The 13,932-nt window shown below is 68.5% G+C and carries 10 protein-coding genes; 5 read left to right on the top strand and 5 right to left on the bottom strand.

The window, feature by feature from the left end:
* Positions 1–61: 61 nt before the first annotated feature.
* Positions 62–643: a DUF4136 domain-containing protein gene (locus ACXU4B_RS13265; RefSeq protein WP_131411768.1), complete on the top strand. Its 582-nt coding sequence runs from the start codon at positions 62–64 to the stop codon at positions 641–643.
* A gap of 114 nt (positions 644–757) precedes the next feature.
* Here ACXU4B_RS13265 and ACXU4B_RS13260 read toward each other — a convergent pair whose 3' ends face one another.
* From ACXU4B_RS13260 to ACXU4B_RS13245, 4 genes are all read right to left on the bottom strand, one after another.
* Positions 758–3,304, bottom strand: coding sequence for a hypothetical protein (locus ACXU4B_RS13260; RefSeq protein ID WP_205746591.1), 2,547 nt, complete (start codon positions 3,302–3,304; stop codon positions 758–760).
* Positions 3,305–3,394: 90 nt separating this feature from the next.
* Positions 3,395–4,555 (bottom strand): BamA/TamA family outer membrane protein, encoded by a 1,161-nt coding sequence (locus ACXU4B_RS13255; RefSeq protein ID WP_458910886.1) that lies wholly within the window; start codon positions 4,553–4,555, stop codon positions 3,395–3,397.
* Positions 4,556–4,844: 289 nt separating this feature from the next.
* On the bottom strand, positions 4,845–6,734 hold the full coding sequence (locus ACXU4B_RS13250) for a hypothetical protein (RefSeq protein ID WP_458910885.1): 1,890 nt from the start codon (positions 6,732–6,734) through the stop codon (positions 4,845–4,847).
* 84 nt (positions 6,735–6,818) lie between these two features.
* Entirely contained in the window at positions 6,819–7,739 is a 921-nt protein-coding gene (locus tag ACXU4B_RS13245; protein ID WP_240734142.1) for a hypothetical protein, read from the bottom strand.
* A gap of 371 nt (positions 7,740–8,110) precedes the next feature.
* Here ACXU4B_RS13245 and fusA point away from each other — a divergent pair, with 371 nt between their 5' ends.
* The gene (fusA, locus tag ACXU4B_RS13240) at positions 8,111–10,150 is read left to right on the top strand and encodes an elongation factor G (RefSeq protein WP_131411772.1); all 2,040 of its coding nucleotides are present in this window, start codon (positions 8,111–8,113) and stop codon (positions 10,148–10,150) included.
* Between the two features lie 136 nt (positions 10,151–10,286).
* The gene (locus ACXU4B_RS13235) at positions 10,287–10,793 is read left to right on the top strand and encodes a GreA/GreB family elongation factor (RefSeq protein WP_131411774.1); all 507 of its coding nucleotides are present in this window, start codon (positions 10,287–10,289) and stop codon (positions 10,791–10,793) included.
* 180 nt (positions 10,794–10,973) lie between these two features.
* On the opposite strand, the gene ACXU4B_RS13230 is transcribed toward ACXU4B_RS13235, so the two are convergent.
* Positions 10,974–11,441, bottom strand: coding sequence for an SET domain-containing protein (locus ACXU4B_RS13230; protein WP_131411776.1), 468 nt, complete (start codon positions 11,439–11,441; stop codon positions 10,974–10,976).
* 196 nt (positions 11,442–11,637) lie between these two features.
* On the opposite strand from ACXU4B_RS13230, the gene ACXU4B_RS13225 reads away from it, so the two are divergent.
* Positions 11,638–12,120, top strand: coding sequence for a hypothetical protein (locus ACXU4B_RS13225; protein WP_131411778.1), 483 nt, complete (start codon positions 11,638–11,640; stop codon positions 12,118–12,120).
* Positions 12,121–12,155: 35 nt separating this feature from the next.
* Complete coding sequence (locus ACXU4B_RS13220; protein WP_131411780.1) at positions 12,156–13,931, top strand: acyl-CoA dehydrogenase C-terminal domain-containing protein; 1,776 nt, start codon at positions 12,156–12,158, stop codon at positions 13,929–13,931.
* The last annotated feature ends 1 nt before the right edge of the window (position 13,932 follow it).

Here is a 13,932-nt window from a genome sequence, read left to right as displayed (position 1 = left end):
GCGCTTTGCACAATGCTTCGCACCCGCCCGCTGGCGGGACACCCTCCAAGGAGTCGACGTCATGAAACCGTTGCGCCTCCCGCTGCTCGCCATCGCCCTGGTGCTGGGCGCGTGCAACAGCATGAGCATCACCAACCAGTGGCGAGACCCGGCATGGACCGGGCCACCGGCGTCCAACGTGGTCGTCGTCGGCATTTCCCGCAGCGACACCATGCGCCACATCTTCGAAGACACCTTCTCGCAGCAGCTGCAGGCCGCCGGCGTGCAGGCCGCGCCAAGCTACACCCAGATACCCGCCGGCAATGGCGGCGCGGTGCAGCTGCGTGACCTGGTGCGGGCCAGCGGCGCGCAGGCCGTGCTGGTCACCCGCGTGCAGCGCGTGGAGCAGCGCGTCAACGTAACGCCGTCCGGTCCGATGTATGGCGGCTTCTACGGCTGGTACGGCGGCGCCTGGGCGTCGACGCCCAACGTGACGCAGTACGACGTGATCACGCTTGAAACCAGCGTGTGGGATCCGAAATCGGAAAAGCTGATCTGGACTGTCACCACCCAGGGCATCGGCAGCAACGACGTGCCCAAGGCGACGGCAGACCTCGCGCAGACGCTGATTCCGAAGCTGAAGACCGACGGCATCCTGCGCTGAGCGCATGCATCACCAGGTGATGCTGCATGACACCTGGATGCAGGGCCCGGCGTGCCGGTGCCCCGCATCCAGGATCGCCTCGGCCATCATGCGCTGACCGCGGCGGGTCCGCCGTCAGCGGCGTCGCCCGCCGCCACCGCCAAAGCGACCGCCGCCGCCCGAAGGACGAAAGCCGCCCATGCCGCCGTGGTAGCGATTGTTGTAATTGCTGCGGTCGAAGGTCGTGTTCTGTCCCGGCACGCGGCGGTCCATCGACGCGCCGCCATCCGCGCTGCGGTCGCGCGCCATGCGGTCACGATTGGTGTCGGCGCTGTCCGGTCCGCTGACCTTGTCGAACTTGCCGCTGGGGTCGACTTTCTGCCAGCCGCCGTCCTCGCTGTACTGGTACACATTGCCGTCCTTGCCGGCGTAGACCTGATCGTTGACGTCGACCACGCCGCCGCGACTCACCTCGCCAGTGGCCTTGTCGTAATGCACATAGCCGGCGCCGCGCGCATCGCCGCCGGCACCCTGCGTATTGAACGCACCGGCAGCCCCGGCACCCTGGTTGGTGCGGCCGGCCACGCCCGCCTGTTCGGTCACGCGTCCGGTCTGCGTGTTCACGGTCGTGCGCTGGCCGCCGGCCACGGCATTGCCGGTATACGGATTGACCGCAGCGCCACCCTGCCCGCCGACCACGCGACCGGTCTGGGGGTTGTAGCGGATGCCGCCGGCCGCCGCGGTGGTGGTTCCGGTGTAGATGTTGGTGTTGCGGCCCGCGTAACCGACGCCGCGGCCTCCGGTCACGGTGTTGACGTAGCCACCGCGGCCCGCGCGGCCGTAGTTGCCCGTCCACGGATCGGCCCAGCCCACGCCGCGACCGGCAATCACGCTGTTGCCCCAGCGACCGTAGACGTTGGCGGCGGCAATGGCACCGCCCCAGTAGCCCGGGTAATAGCCGCCCCAGTAACCCCACGGCCCCCACCATGGCCCGTACCAGGCCGACGCCCACGCCCAGCCCCAGGCGTAGCCGAAGCCCCAGCCCGCCCAGGGTGTCCAGCCGAACGCGACGCCGAAGCCATAGGTGGCGGGACAGCCATACCAGACGCTGCCGACCCACGGGTCGCAGGCGTAGCCGGTGCCGTAGACCACCACGTCATTGCTGACCACGGTGCCGTAATAGCCCGGCGCGTAGCCGACATAGACCTGGTCGTCGTCGTGGCCGTACACGTAGACATAGGTCACGTAGTGCAGCGACGCGCTGGCGGGAATGGCGTAGATCGCGGCCGGCACCTGTAGCGCGACAGTCCATGGACCGTTCGCCGACGAGGCCGTGAACCACACGCCGTTCTGCACTGCGTAGTAAGCATCGGGGCTCACGCGTATCACGGCCACCGGCGTGTTCCACGCATAGGCCAGCGAGGTGCCCTCGATCGGACGGAACTGCGGCGGACCATCGTAGCTGAGGTGCAGGTTGGTCGTGCGTCGGTCGACCGTGGCGGTTTGCGGGATCGCGTTGGCGATCAGCGATTCGCGCGCCTCGGGCGTGCCGGGAATGGAAGCGAGCACGGCGCTCTTGGGGCTGTCCGACGGAATGTTGGCGAAGTCCGGCGGCAGGTCCTTGCCGGGCACGAAGCGCCAGGGCCCCATGGTGGTATCGGCGGAGAACCAGCGGCCGGAAATCAGCGCAAACCAGATCTGGCCATGGGCCTGGTCGACGAAGACATCGGACGCGGTGTTGGTGACATAGGCCAGCTGCGTGCCCGGGATCGCCGCGAACTGCGGTTCGCCGTCGACCATGATGAGTTCGGACGGCTGGCTGCGCACCACGATGTCAGGCAGCTTGCCCGATGCGAGCACCTGCTTGAGCGCCTCCGACGGCTCGTCGAGCGGATCCACCTGTTTGGCCTGCTCCGCTGCCTGCGCCGCCTGCGCCACCGCCGCAGGTGGCGTGCCCGCCGACGTCCACGGCCCATCCAGCGTCGCCGCCTTGACCCAGCGGCCGGCAAACGTGAGGTAGTACTGCCCGCCCTGCTGCAACAGCAACGAGCGCGTGTTGACCACGCGACTTACGCTGCTCACCGCCGTGGGCTTGAGCGCCGGCTGGCCGTCGATCAGCACCAGCAAGGCAGGCTTGAAGGAAAAGATGATCTGCGGCGGATCGTTGCGTACCGCGATGTTCTTCACCAGGTTTTCTTCGCGACGGATCGCCAGCGATGCCTCCAGCGTGTCGAGGTTGATCACCTGGCCACCGCGCGCCGCGATGCCCCTCAGCAACTCCTGGTATTGCGCCTGGTGGGCGGTATCGGTGGGAAACGACACCTTGTCGACCGTGACCCTGGACAAGGTCACTTCCCGCAGTGCCTTGTCGACATTGGTGCGCGCGCTGAACCACATCACGCCGTACACCAGCACGTCGTGCGGCTTGCCGTCGCTGCCGACCTTCTCGCCGGTCTTCACCGCCACCGCGGCGCGCCCCTTGAGCACGTTGTCCTGCCAGCTGTCCAGCTGCGGGTGATGCAACACCAGGTGCTGCCCGCCGACATCGAAGCTGTGCGGCCACGGGCGGTAGTCGGCCGTGCCGGCGGCGGCCGCGGGCCTGGCGTCCCCTTGGGCAAGCGCCGGTGCGAGCGGCGCCATGAAACACAGGAAGATCAGGCAAAGCCAACGATGCGTGTGCATGACGGTCCTCGCTGGTAAAGACGCCGGTCGAGCCGGCCCGGTCAATCGATGAACGCTCTGTTGTCGCTGCGCGGTCCGGCTGCCGGAGACTCAGCGCCAGGCGCTGCCTACCTGGATGTAGTACGCGTGGTCATCGGGACCCCACGCCCAGTCCAGGCCCACCCAGAGGCCCAGCTGGCGCGCAATCAGATAACGCATACCCAGCCCGCGGGTGGTTTCGGTGGTGGCGTTGCCGAAATCCACCCCATGCCCCCAGGCCCGGCCTGCACCAGTAAAGCCAAGCAGGGCCCAGCGTGGCGTGAAATTCCAGCGCAGCTCGGCTTCCACCATGGCGACGTCGGGGGCCTGGTAGCGACCGTAGGCAATGCCGCGCAGGTCGATCGACGGCAGCTGGTAGAACGGCACGTCGCCGCGGGCCGCGCGAAAGTCGGCCCGCAGGCCCAGGATCCAGTCCGACGCGAGCGGAAGATAGGCCAGCGTGTTGGCGCGATAACTCCGGTAATTGTTGTCGCTGCCGATGGAAGTCGAATAGTCGGTGACTTCGAGCACCGACTGCCAGCCCCGCGACGGCGTGAGGGTGTTGTCGCGCGAGTCGTATTCGAGGCCCAGCCCGAGACCCGAGGACTTCCTGGCGAACTCCTTCGGCGTGAAGTACTGCGCGTCCTGTTCGAGGTTGAGGCGACTGTCCAGGTCGATGTAGACCCAGCGCGCGGAAACATAGACGTTGCTGCGCCACAGCCGACGCGACACTTGCTGCAGCGAAAACAGGCCATCGAGGTTGTAGCCGATCTTGCGTGGCGCTCCGGCTCGCCCGGCCGTATAGAAGTCCAGATTGATCGAGCCCCTGCCAAGGCCACCCTTGTAGCGCCAGGTGTCGTCTTTGAAGTGGAACCTGCCCCCGAGGCCATACATCTTGGTGCCGTTTTCGGTGGCGATGCCGCCGACGCCGTAGATGTCGGGGGGAATGCGCTCGCCGTTCGCCTTCGATGCGTCCGACTGCGCAGGCTGATGGAAGAACACGGCCGCGAGGCCGCCGCCGTTGCCGACCGCGGGCTCGGTGACGATCACCGGCACCAGCAGGAAGCCCCGGTGCTCCAGCAGCCAGCGCGAGGTGTCGAACTTGCCGTCCTGCGGATCACGCATGACGCTCAGCCAGGAGTGCGGGGATGCCTCGTCAGGACCCGGCGGCGGGGCAGGCGTCATCGCGTCCGTGGCCTGCAGCATCGGCGTGCCGGTGGTGGTTACCGGCACGCCGCTTTCCTGTGCAGGCACGCAGCAGGACCATGCACATGCCAACGCGAGCACGCATGGCCCTCGCCTGCCGGCCAAGCGCTTTCTCGACACGATTGCCGGTGCCACCGCATCGTCCCGTCCGTGCATGGTCGAACCCGTCGCGCCCGCGCAGGGGCTGGTGTCGATCGCGAGCATGGACGCGCGACCAGGCCCTCGGTAGCGAAATATTGCGCAGACGGCTGACGTAGTTTTACTTAGCGCGGCCCGCCAACAGGCGGGAACGCGATCACCGCGGCGATGCGCCGCTTCAGTGGAACTGGTCGCTCGCCGGCACCCAGGTGCTGCCGGCATGCGCCGGACCGGGCCGCACGGTGGCCGGATCCGCTTCGCAGCCGGGCGGCATCGGACCACCCGCGACGCGGGCCGCCGCACATTGCGCACTGTTGTCGAGCTTGATGGTCGCCATGGTCGGTGCGCCCTGCGCGGTGGAAGGCGCGGGAGGCACCAGCGGATTGGTCGGGGCCAGCTTCATGCGCTCGTAGACCACGTCGTCCACCGGCTTCGGCGGCGGATCGCCATCGCCGCAGCCGAACAGCGCGACCGGGAACAGCGGCATCACCACGCACTCCACGCGCACGCCGCGCGGCAGGTGGAACGTGTGGCGCATGGTGGTCTTCTCCACCGCATGGCGCAGGGCCGTGTCGATCGAGCTTTCGCCTTCCGGGGTCCAGTCCTTTTCGAAGCGCGTGGCCTGGTAGCCGATGTTGGGCCCGCCGTGCGACATGATTTCGGTATTGCCGTGAGGCTTGAGCTGGACGTAGCTGCCGGTCGGACCACCCGGCTCGCCCGGTCCGGGACTGCCCTTGCCGTTGCCCTGCCCCGGCGGCAAGGCGAGATTGAGGCCGTTCTGGCCCTCCACCGCGGGGGATGCGGCCACGCCGTTGGGTTGCCCCGGTGCCGCGGTGCTGCTGCCTTGTGGCGATGCATTGGGCGCGCTGCTGGCACCGCGCTCGCCGGCCGAAGTGTTGGCCTGGCTGTTGGCCGCGTTCTCCTGCGCGCCGGCCGCGCTCGGTGCCTGCGCATTCGACGGTGCCGCCGCCGCTGCGCTGGCCGCGGCGGGCGCCGCTTCGGCAGGCGGTTCGAGTGAAATCTGCGGCCGCTCGACGCTCGGCTTGTTGTCCAGCGCAATCGCCCTGGGTGCGGCGGTTTCCAGCTTCGGTGCCTGCGGGCGCTCGATGCTGGGCTGGGGATTGGGTGGCAAGGGCACGGCTTCGAGCTCGGGTTCGGCCACGCGAATGGCGGGCGCCTCGATGCGAGGCTGCTCGCGTGGAACCACCGCCGTGACCTGGTTGGGCTGCGGCTGCAGGTTTACCGTCGGCGCCGCCTGCGCGGGCAACGGCACCGCCTGCATTTCCGGTTCCGGCGGCGCTGCCGGCTGCTCCGGGCGCGCCACCTGCGCCAGGCTCGGCGGCGTGTTGACCGGCGCCGCCTTCTCCATCGCGATGGTGGGCGGCGCTACCACCGGCGCGGACGGCGCAGGCACCTCGGGCATGGCCAGCGATGCCGGCGGCGGCACCGGTTCATTGCCCTCGACCTGTGGTTTGCGCACGGGTTCGGGCTGGAACTTCGGCGGTGTGGGCTTCGGCACGGTCGGCGTTTCCAGCGCCACCTGCGGCGGCTCCGGCGCAGTCGGCACCGGGGCCAGCTGCTCGGTCGGCGCGGGCCTGGACACGGTCACCGGCGGCAACGGTGCGGCTGTGATCTCAGGCCTGGGTGCCGTCGGCCGGGGCGCCCTGGCGATCACCGGCGTCTCCATCGCGGGCACCGGCACCGGTGCGATGTCACTGTTGGCGCGGATGGACGGCGTGCTCTGCCGCGCCGTGCGCGGCGCCTTCGACGCGTTACCCCGGTGCACCGGGCCCACCTGCCGGGGCGGCGTGCCGCGCACGGGCGGCGGCGGTGGCGGCTCTTCCTGCTTCTTCTCGATCAGGCGGACCTGCAGCGGCGTGTTCGGTTCGGTGAGTTCTTCCATCTCGTACGCCGGGCCGAGGATGGCACCGAACAGGAACACGAGATGCACCAGCAGGGCGCCGACCAGCCCCAGGATGCGCAGCCAGCGCTCGCGCGGCCGCTCCGCCCGCCGACGGCGATAGACGAAGGCGCTCTCCGCCGCCGACTTTGGCGATGGAAGCGACACAGTCAGTCGGCGCGCGGATTCCTTGTCCATGGGAGCAAGTGTAGCGGCCGGACCGCATCCGCCGGAAAGCCCTGCCGGACTGGCTCAACCGCCCTGCCGCGCGGCGCGTTCGCGCAACTCCGCATCCACCGCACGGGTGGGTGTGTCGACCGGGCAGCCCTGCGGCAGCGGCTTGTCGGCGCGGTAGATGGCGATGCATTCGTCCATACCCGGCGGGGTCGACGTTGCCGTGCCCGGCGCCAGCGCGCTGGCCGGCGCCATGTTCAGGCGCACGTCGCCATCCTTCGATGGCGGCGCCGGCGGTGGATCGCCGCCACAGCCACCTGCAAGCGCGGCGAACGATATGGCGCAATGCAGGCGCACGCCCGGCGCGATGTGGAAAGTGTGCGTGACCGTGCTGCTGTCCACCGCACGCTTGAGCGCATCATCGACACTGCTGCCGCCACCCTTCTGCCAGTCCTTGTCGAAGCGCGTGGGCTGGTAGTGCACCACGCTGTCGTGCTGCATCAGCCTGGCGTCGCCCTGTGGCGTCCTTTGCACATAGCTCGCGGCTGGTGGCTCCGACGCGCTGCTGGCGGACGGAAGCCGTGGCTGGCCCGATGCATCGTAGAGCGGCGCTGCAGGCACGGGAGCCGGTGCCGGCGGCGGCAGGGTGACGGTCATCGCCTGCGGCGCCGGCGGCTCCGGTGCCGGCCGGGGCCTGGCGACCGGCGGCGGTACGGCAGGAGCAGGCAACGCGGGCGTGGGCGGCAAGGCGACGGCGGCAGCGGCTCGCGGCGGGCGTGCAATCAGCCGCACCTGCAGCGCACCGCGGCGCATGCCAGCCGGCGACGACCGCTGCTGCGACTGCATCTCGTGCCAGGTGAGCAGCCCGAACAGCCCGTGCAGCACCAGCACGATGCCCAGCGCCAGCCAGCGGCGCCGGCGGTCGGGTGGCGGCTTGCGCCAGCGCAGCTGGTGCAGCAACGCACGGGTGGGGCCATCGAGGGGCGCCAGCCCCCGCACTGCGGGCCCGGGTGGCGCCCAGCGATGATGTTCGACCTGCTCGGTATGCTCGATGACGAATCCCTGCCGTCTTTGCCTGGGGAAATCGCGCGGCCGCCTTCCTTCGGGCCGCGACGGGGTGTGGAGACTTCTGCTGACAAGCGGGACGTGCCCGGGGTTCCCCTTTCCCCGCACTGCAACTTGACCCCGGGGGGCAATGGTTCAACGCTATGCAGACGGTCTCCCCGACCGTACCCGCCATGACCGCCCCCGCGTCCTGCACGCCTGGACGACCATGACGGCCCGCCATCGTCAGCCGCTTGCGCGGCTTCGTGCGGCGCCGCAGGTCATCGTCGGCACGAATCCGCGCCTCGCCAGAGGAGGGTCGCATCGTGTCGTACAACACGGAAAACATCCGCAATATCGCACTCGCCGGCCACGCCGGTGCCGGCAAGACCACCCTGTTCGAAGCCCTGCTCCATGCCGGCGGCACCCTCCAGACCCAGGGCTCGGTGGAACGCGGCACCACGCTGTCCGACACCGACAACCAGGAAAAGGCCCGCGGCCATTCCATCGATGCGGCCATTGCCAGCGTTTCGTTCGGCAACAGCCACATCAACCTCATCGACACGGCCGGATATCCCGACTTCCGCGGACCGGCGCTGTCCGCCTTCGCTGCGGTGGAAACCGTGGCGATCGTCGTCAACGCCACCAACGGCATCGAATACAGCACGCGGCGCATGATGGAACGCGCCGCCGAGCGTGGCCTCGCGCGCGTGCTGGTGATCAACAAGATCGACTTCGAAGGCGCCCGGCTGAGCGCGCTGGTCGATGCGCTGCGCGATGAATTCGGCAACCAGTGCCTGCCGGTGAACCTGCCTTCGCAGGGCGGCAAGCTGGTGCGCGACTGTTTCTTCCAGACCGCGGGCCAGACCGATTTCTCCTCGCTGGCCGAAGCGCACCAGCGCATCCTCGACCAGGTGGTGGAGATCAACGAGTCCGTGATGGGCCACTACCTCGACTCGGGCGAGGAGGAACTCACCCCGCAGGAACTGCACGACGCCTTCGAGCAATGCCTGCGCGAAGGCCACCTGGTACCCATCTGCTTCGTGAGCGCGCGCAACGGCGCCGGCGTGAAGGAGTTCCTGGAGCTGGCCGATCGCCTGCTGCCCAATCCGGCCGAGGGCAATCCGCCGCCCTTCCTCAATGGCGACGGCGAACGAGTCACGGTGAATGCCGATCCGCGGCAGCACGTGGTCGCCGACGTGTTCAAGATCGTCAACGACCCCTTCGTCGGCAAGCTCGGCATCTTCCGCGTATGGCAGGGCACCATCCGCCGCGACACGCAGCTGTTCATCGACGACAGCCGAAAGGCCTTCAAGGTCGGCCACCTGTTCCGCCTGCGTGGCAAGAACCACGATGAAGTCGAACAGGCGATTCCGGGCGACATCGCCGCCATTGCCAAGATCGAGGAGATCCACTTCGACGCCGTGCTGCACGACTCGCATGACGACAACCTCATCCACCTCGTGCCGATGCCGCTGCCGCAACCCATGTTCGGGCTGGCGCTGGAGCCCAGCCACAAGGGGCAGGAACAGAAACTCTCGCAGGCACTCGCACGCCTGTCGGAGGAAGACCCCTGCTTCCGCATGGAGCACCACAAGGAGCTCAACGAAACCGTCGTGCGCGGCCTGTCGGACCTGCACCTGAAGATCATGCTCGAACGCATGAAGGAACGGTACGGCGTCGAGGTCAAGACGCATCCGCCGCGCATCGCCTACCGGGAGACCATCGCCGGTCGCGCCGAAGGCCATCATCGCCACAAGAAGCAGACCGGCGGCGCCGGCCAGTTCGGCGAAGTGTTCCTGCGCGTGGAGCCGCTCGATCGCGGCGCGGGCTTCGAATTCGTCGACGCGGTGAAAGGCGGGGTGATTCCCGGCCAGTTCCTGCCCGCCATCGAAAAGGGCGTGCGCCAGGCGCTCGACAGCGGCGCGATCGCCGGCTACCCGATCCAGGACCTGCGCGTCACCGTGTACGACGGCAAATACCACCCGGTGGACTCCAAGGAAGTGGCCTTCGTCAGCGCGGGCAAGCGTGCGTTCCTCGATGCCGTGGGCAAGGCGCGCCCGATCGTGCTCGAGCCCATCGTGGACGTGGAGCTGGCCATTCCCGAGGGCAGCGTCGGCGATGTCACCGGCGGGCTGGCGGGCAAGCGCGCACGGATTCTGGGCACCGATTCGCTGCGTGGCGGCGAGCTGGTGATCAAGGCGCAGGCGCCGCTGGCCGAGCTGACCGACTACCCGACCGAGCTCAAGGCAATGACCGGCGGGCGTGGCCGCTACAGCCTCGACCTGAGCCATTACGAACCCGTGCCGGCGCCGGTGCAGAAACAGCTCACCGAGGCGTGGAAGCCTCACGTGGAAGAAGACTGATCCGCTTCGCGACGAGGGCATGCGCGACTCCCGTCGCGCATGCCGCGGGCGCCTGCGCATGGCTTGATGCGCGGCCGCCACGCCGCCATGTCATGAACAGCACGCGCGCCGGCCGGTCCGGCGCTGGAGGTACGAGATGAGCCGAGCCTTCGTCAAGGATGCCGATGAGTCGGTTGGCGAACGCCAGCCGGACATTCCGCTCAGCGAACACGCCAACTACGTGACGCCGCGCGGACTGGTGCTGCTGCGTGAACGCCTGATCGCGACGCGTGAACGCCGCGACGCGTTGCGCGCCGACGCCGATACCCTGCCCCAGCAAAGCGAACTCGCGGCCGTCGAGCGCGAGCTGCGCTGGCTCAACGCGCGCGTGGGCAGCGCCATCGAGGTCGACCTGTCGTTGCAACCGCGCGATCGGGTGGCCTTTGGTGCGCTGGTCACGGTGGAGGGCGACGAAGGCCAGGCGCGCTATCGCATCGTCGGCGAGGACGAGGCCGACGTGGAGCACGGACTGGTCAGCTACGTATCGCCGCTGGCCGCTGCCCTGCTTGGCGCGCGCGTGGGCGACGAGGTGGTGTGGCAGCGGCCGGCGGGTGACCTCACGGTCGAGGTGGTGGGCATCGCTTACCCGCAGGACGAGCGGTGATGCGCTGCGCAGCATGCCCACCCGGAACGGGTCGGCGCTCCCGGTCGGTCGTGCCGGCATGGGCCGGACGGGCCCGGAGCGGCTCGCCTGGTCGTCCGCCATCCCGGCCAGGACCGGGATGGCCAGGCGCCTGCGCCTGCCCGTCCGGTGACCGGTCGGCGCAGGGCGGGCGGATTCAACTCAGCGCTTGGCCTTGAGCAGGGTACCGGTGCACTTCTTCGAGCCGCAGCGGCACTCCCACAACTTCTTCAGGCGCGCGGTATGCGGCACATCCAGCGTGATGCCGTAGTCGTAGGTCAGCTCTTCGCCGGGCTTGATGTTGCGGATCGCCTCGATCAGCACCCGGTCCTTGCGCAGGTCGCCGTTCGCGCTTTCCTCGATCAGGGCCTGGCAGTTCGGATCACAGCTGTGGTTGATCCAGCGCGCCGTGTTGCCCTTGCGGTTGGCGTCGATGAGGTACTCGTCGTTGAGCGTGAACAGGAACGTATGCCCGGTTTCACCGCCGTCGCCGTACATCACGTCGGCCTCGGTGTGGGTCATCAGGGTGCCCTTGTACTCGATGACTTCCTCGCCCTTCCTGATCGGGGCGGCAGCGAAAACGCCATTGCCATGGATGGGCGAGCGGCGGGCAACGATACGTCGGGTCATGGGCAGGCAGTACTTGGGTGTGGGAACTCCCGATGATGCCTGCTGCGCCGCGCAATGGGAACCTCCCGCGCGCTGGCGACTCCCTCATCTTGGGGGGGAAACCCCGCCGGGGCCGGCATCACTATCGGGGCCAGCCACTGGTGACAGAGGGCCCGACCATCCTGCTAAGATTCAAACAATCGTTTGAGGTGATTCCATGCGACGACTGCTCGGCTGTGTAGCGCTCGGTGTCCTGGTGGCAGGTCTGGTGGCCTGCGGGCCACCGCGCAAGAGCGTGTTCCCTCCGACCGTCAGCGTGCAGGAGATGTCCATGCGGCCGGACGGCCAGTGGCGACTCACCGTTCGCATCCAGAACAACAGCTATGGCGAAATGGACTTCAAGTCCATCGACGGCGAGCTGAAGGTGGCCGACCTCGTGCCGGTGCGCCTGCACGGCAGGTTCAACCTGGAAATTCCGGCCTTTGCCGCCGACGTCACCCAGATCGACCTGCTTCCCACGCCCGAAATGTCCGCCGCGCTCAAGGCCACTGCCGGCAAGGGCAGCGCCGGCAGCGTGCCGTACAGCGTGGCCGGCAACGCCGCCGCCAAGCCCGAGCAGGAAGACAAGACCCGCGATTTCAGTTTCCACGGCACCGACTGGTTCTCTCCGGTGCCGGGGATCCCCAACACCTGGCGTTGATTCCAGCGCCCGCACTACCCACGAAGGACTATGCCATGACCATTTACAAGGCCCCTCTCGACGACCAGCGCTTCGCCCTTTTCGACGTGCTCGGCGCGGAAGCTGTTCTCACCACGCTGCAGGGCGGCGACGGCCACACGCGCGACCTGATCGACGCCGTGCTCGAAGAAGCCGGCCGCCTCAGCGAGGCCGTGCTGGCGCCGTTCAATGCCAGCGGTGACGAGGAAGGCTGCCACTTCGACAAGGCCACCCATGCGGTGACCACGCCCAAGGGCTTCAAGGAAGCCTTCAAGGCCTTCGCCGAAGGCGGCTGGACCGGCCTGACCCAGGGCGAGGAGTTCGGCGGCCAGGCGATGCCGAATGCGATCGGCACGGCCACTACCGAAATCTTCCAGTCGGGCAACCTGTCGTGGAGCCTGTACCCGCTGCTGTCCGAGGGCGCCTGCCACGCGATGGAAATGCATGGCACCGAAGAGCAGCAGCACACCTACCTCAAGCCCATCGTGGAAGGCCGCTGGACCGGCACCATGTGCCTGACCGAGCCCCAGGCCGGTTCGGACCTGGGCCTGCTCAAGACCCGCGCCGAAGCCGGCGAGAACGGCAGCTGGAAGATCACCGGCACCAAGATCTTCATCAGCGCCGGCGAGCATGACCTGGCCGAGAACATCATCCACCTCGTGCTGGCCCGCCTGCCCGACGCGCCGGCCGGCAGCCGCGGCATCTCCATGTTCATCGTGCCGAAGTTCAAGGTGAATGCCGACGGCTCGCTGGGCGCACGCAACAGCGTTGCCGCCGGCGCCATCGAGCACAAGATGGGCCTGCGCGGCTCGGCCACCTGCGTGATGAATTTCGACGCCGCCGAGGGCTATCTGATCGGCCAGCCGCACAAGGGCCTGGCCGCGATGTTCACCATGATGAATGCCGCGCGCCTCGGCGTGGGCGTGCAAGGCCTGGCGCTGTCCGAGCGTGCCCTGCAGAACAGCACCAACTACGCCCGTGAACGCCTGCAGGGTCGCTCGCTGTCGGGCCCGCAGTTCCCCGACAAGCCGGCCGACAACCTGATGGTGCAGCCGGACGTGCGCCGCATGCTGCTCACCCAGCGCGCCATCGCGGAAGGTTCGCGTGCGCTGCTGCTGTACACCTCGCTGCAGACCGACGTGGAAGCGCGCGGCGCCGACGAGGCCACCCGCAAGCAGGCCAGCGACCTGGTGGCGTTCCTGATCCCCATCGCCAAGGGCGTGGTGACCGAGCTGGCGCAGGAGAGCACCAAGGAAGCGCTGCAGGTTTACGGCGGCCACGGCTACATCGCCGAAAACGGCGTCGAGCAGTTCGTCCGCGATGCCCGCATCATCACGCTGTACGAGGGCACCACCGGCATCCAGGCCGCCGACCTGCTGGGCCGCAAGATCCTCCAGCTGCAGGGTGCGGGCTTCAAGATCTTCCTCAAGGAAATCCAGGCGTTCTGCCAGCAGCACGCGCAGGACGCCGCGCTGCGCGACCTGATCGTTCCCCTGGCCAGCCACACCAAGGAATGGGCCGACCTGACCCTGGCCCTGGCCCAGCGCGTGCAGGCCAATCCGGAGGAGCTCGGCGCCGCCGCCATGGACTACCTCTACTACTCCGGCTACATCGCGCTGGCCTACATGTGGGCGCGCAGCGTGGCGGCCCTGGCCCAGGGCAAGCAGCAGGAGGCCTTCAAGCAGGCCAAGCGCGACACGGCGAGGTTCTACTTCGCCCGCATGCTGCCGCGCAGCCTGACCCACAAGGCCGCCATCGAGGCGGGCGTGGACACGCTGCCGGCGATGGCCTGAC

It is taken from the genome of Dyella soli (assembly GCF_054482295.1).
This window is presented reverse-complemented; position numbering and strand designations above follow the sequence as displayed.

What these genes read in the sequence shown, in the direction of transcription:
- ACXU4B_RS13265 (WP_131411768.1), top strand. Translation starts at nt 62, where the DNA reads ATGAAACCGTTGCGCCTCCCGCTGCTCGCCATCGCCCTGGTGCTGGGC.
- ACXU4B_RS13260 (WP_205746591.1), bottom strand. Translation starts at nt 3,304, where the DNA reads ATGCACACGCATCGTTGGCTTTGCCTGATCTTCCTGTGTTTCATGGCG.
- ACXU4B_RS13235 (WP_131411774.1), top strand. Translation starts at nt 10,287, where the DNA reads ATGAGCCGAGCCTTCGTCAAGGATGCCGATGAGTCGGTTGGCGAACGC.
- ACXU4B_RS13230 (WP_131411776.1), bottom strand. Translation starts at nt 11,441, where the DNA reads ATGACCCGACGTATCGTTGCCCGCCGCTCGCCCATCCATGGCAATGGC.
- ACXU4B_RS13225 (WP_131411778.1), top strand. Translation starts at nt 11,638, where the DNA reads ATGCGACGACTGCTCGGCTGTGTAGCGCTCGGTGTCCTGGTGGCAGGT.
- ACXU4B_RS13220 (WP_131411780.1), top strand. Translation starts at nt 12,156, where the DNA reads ATGACCATTTACAAGGCCCCTCTCGACGACCAGCGCTTCGCCCTTTTC.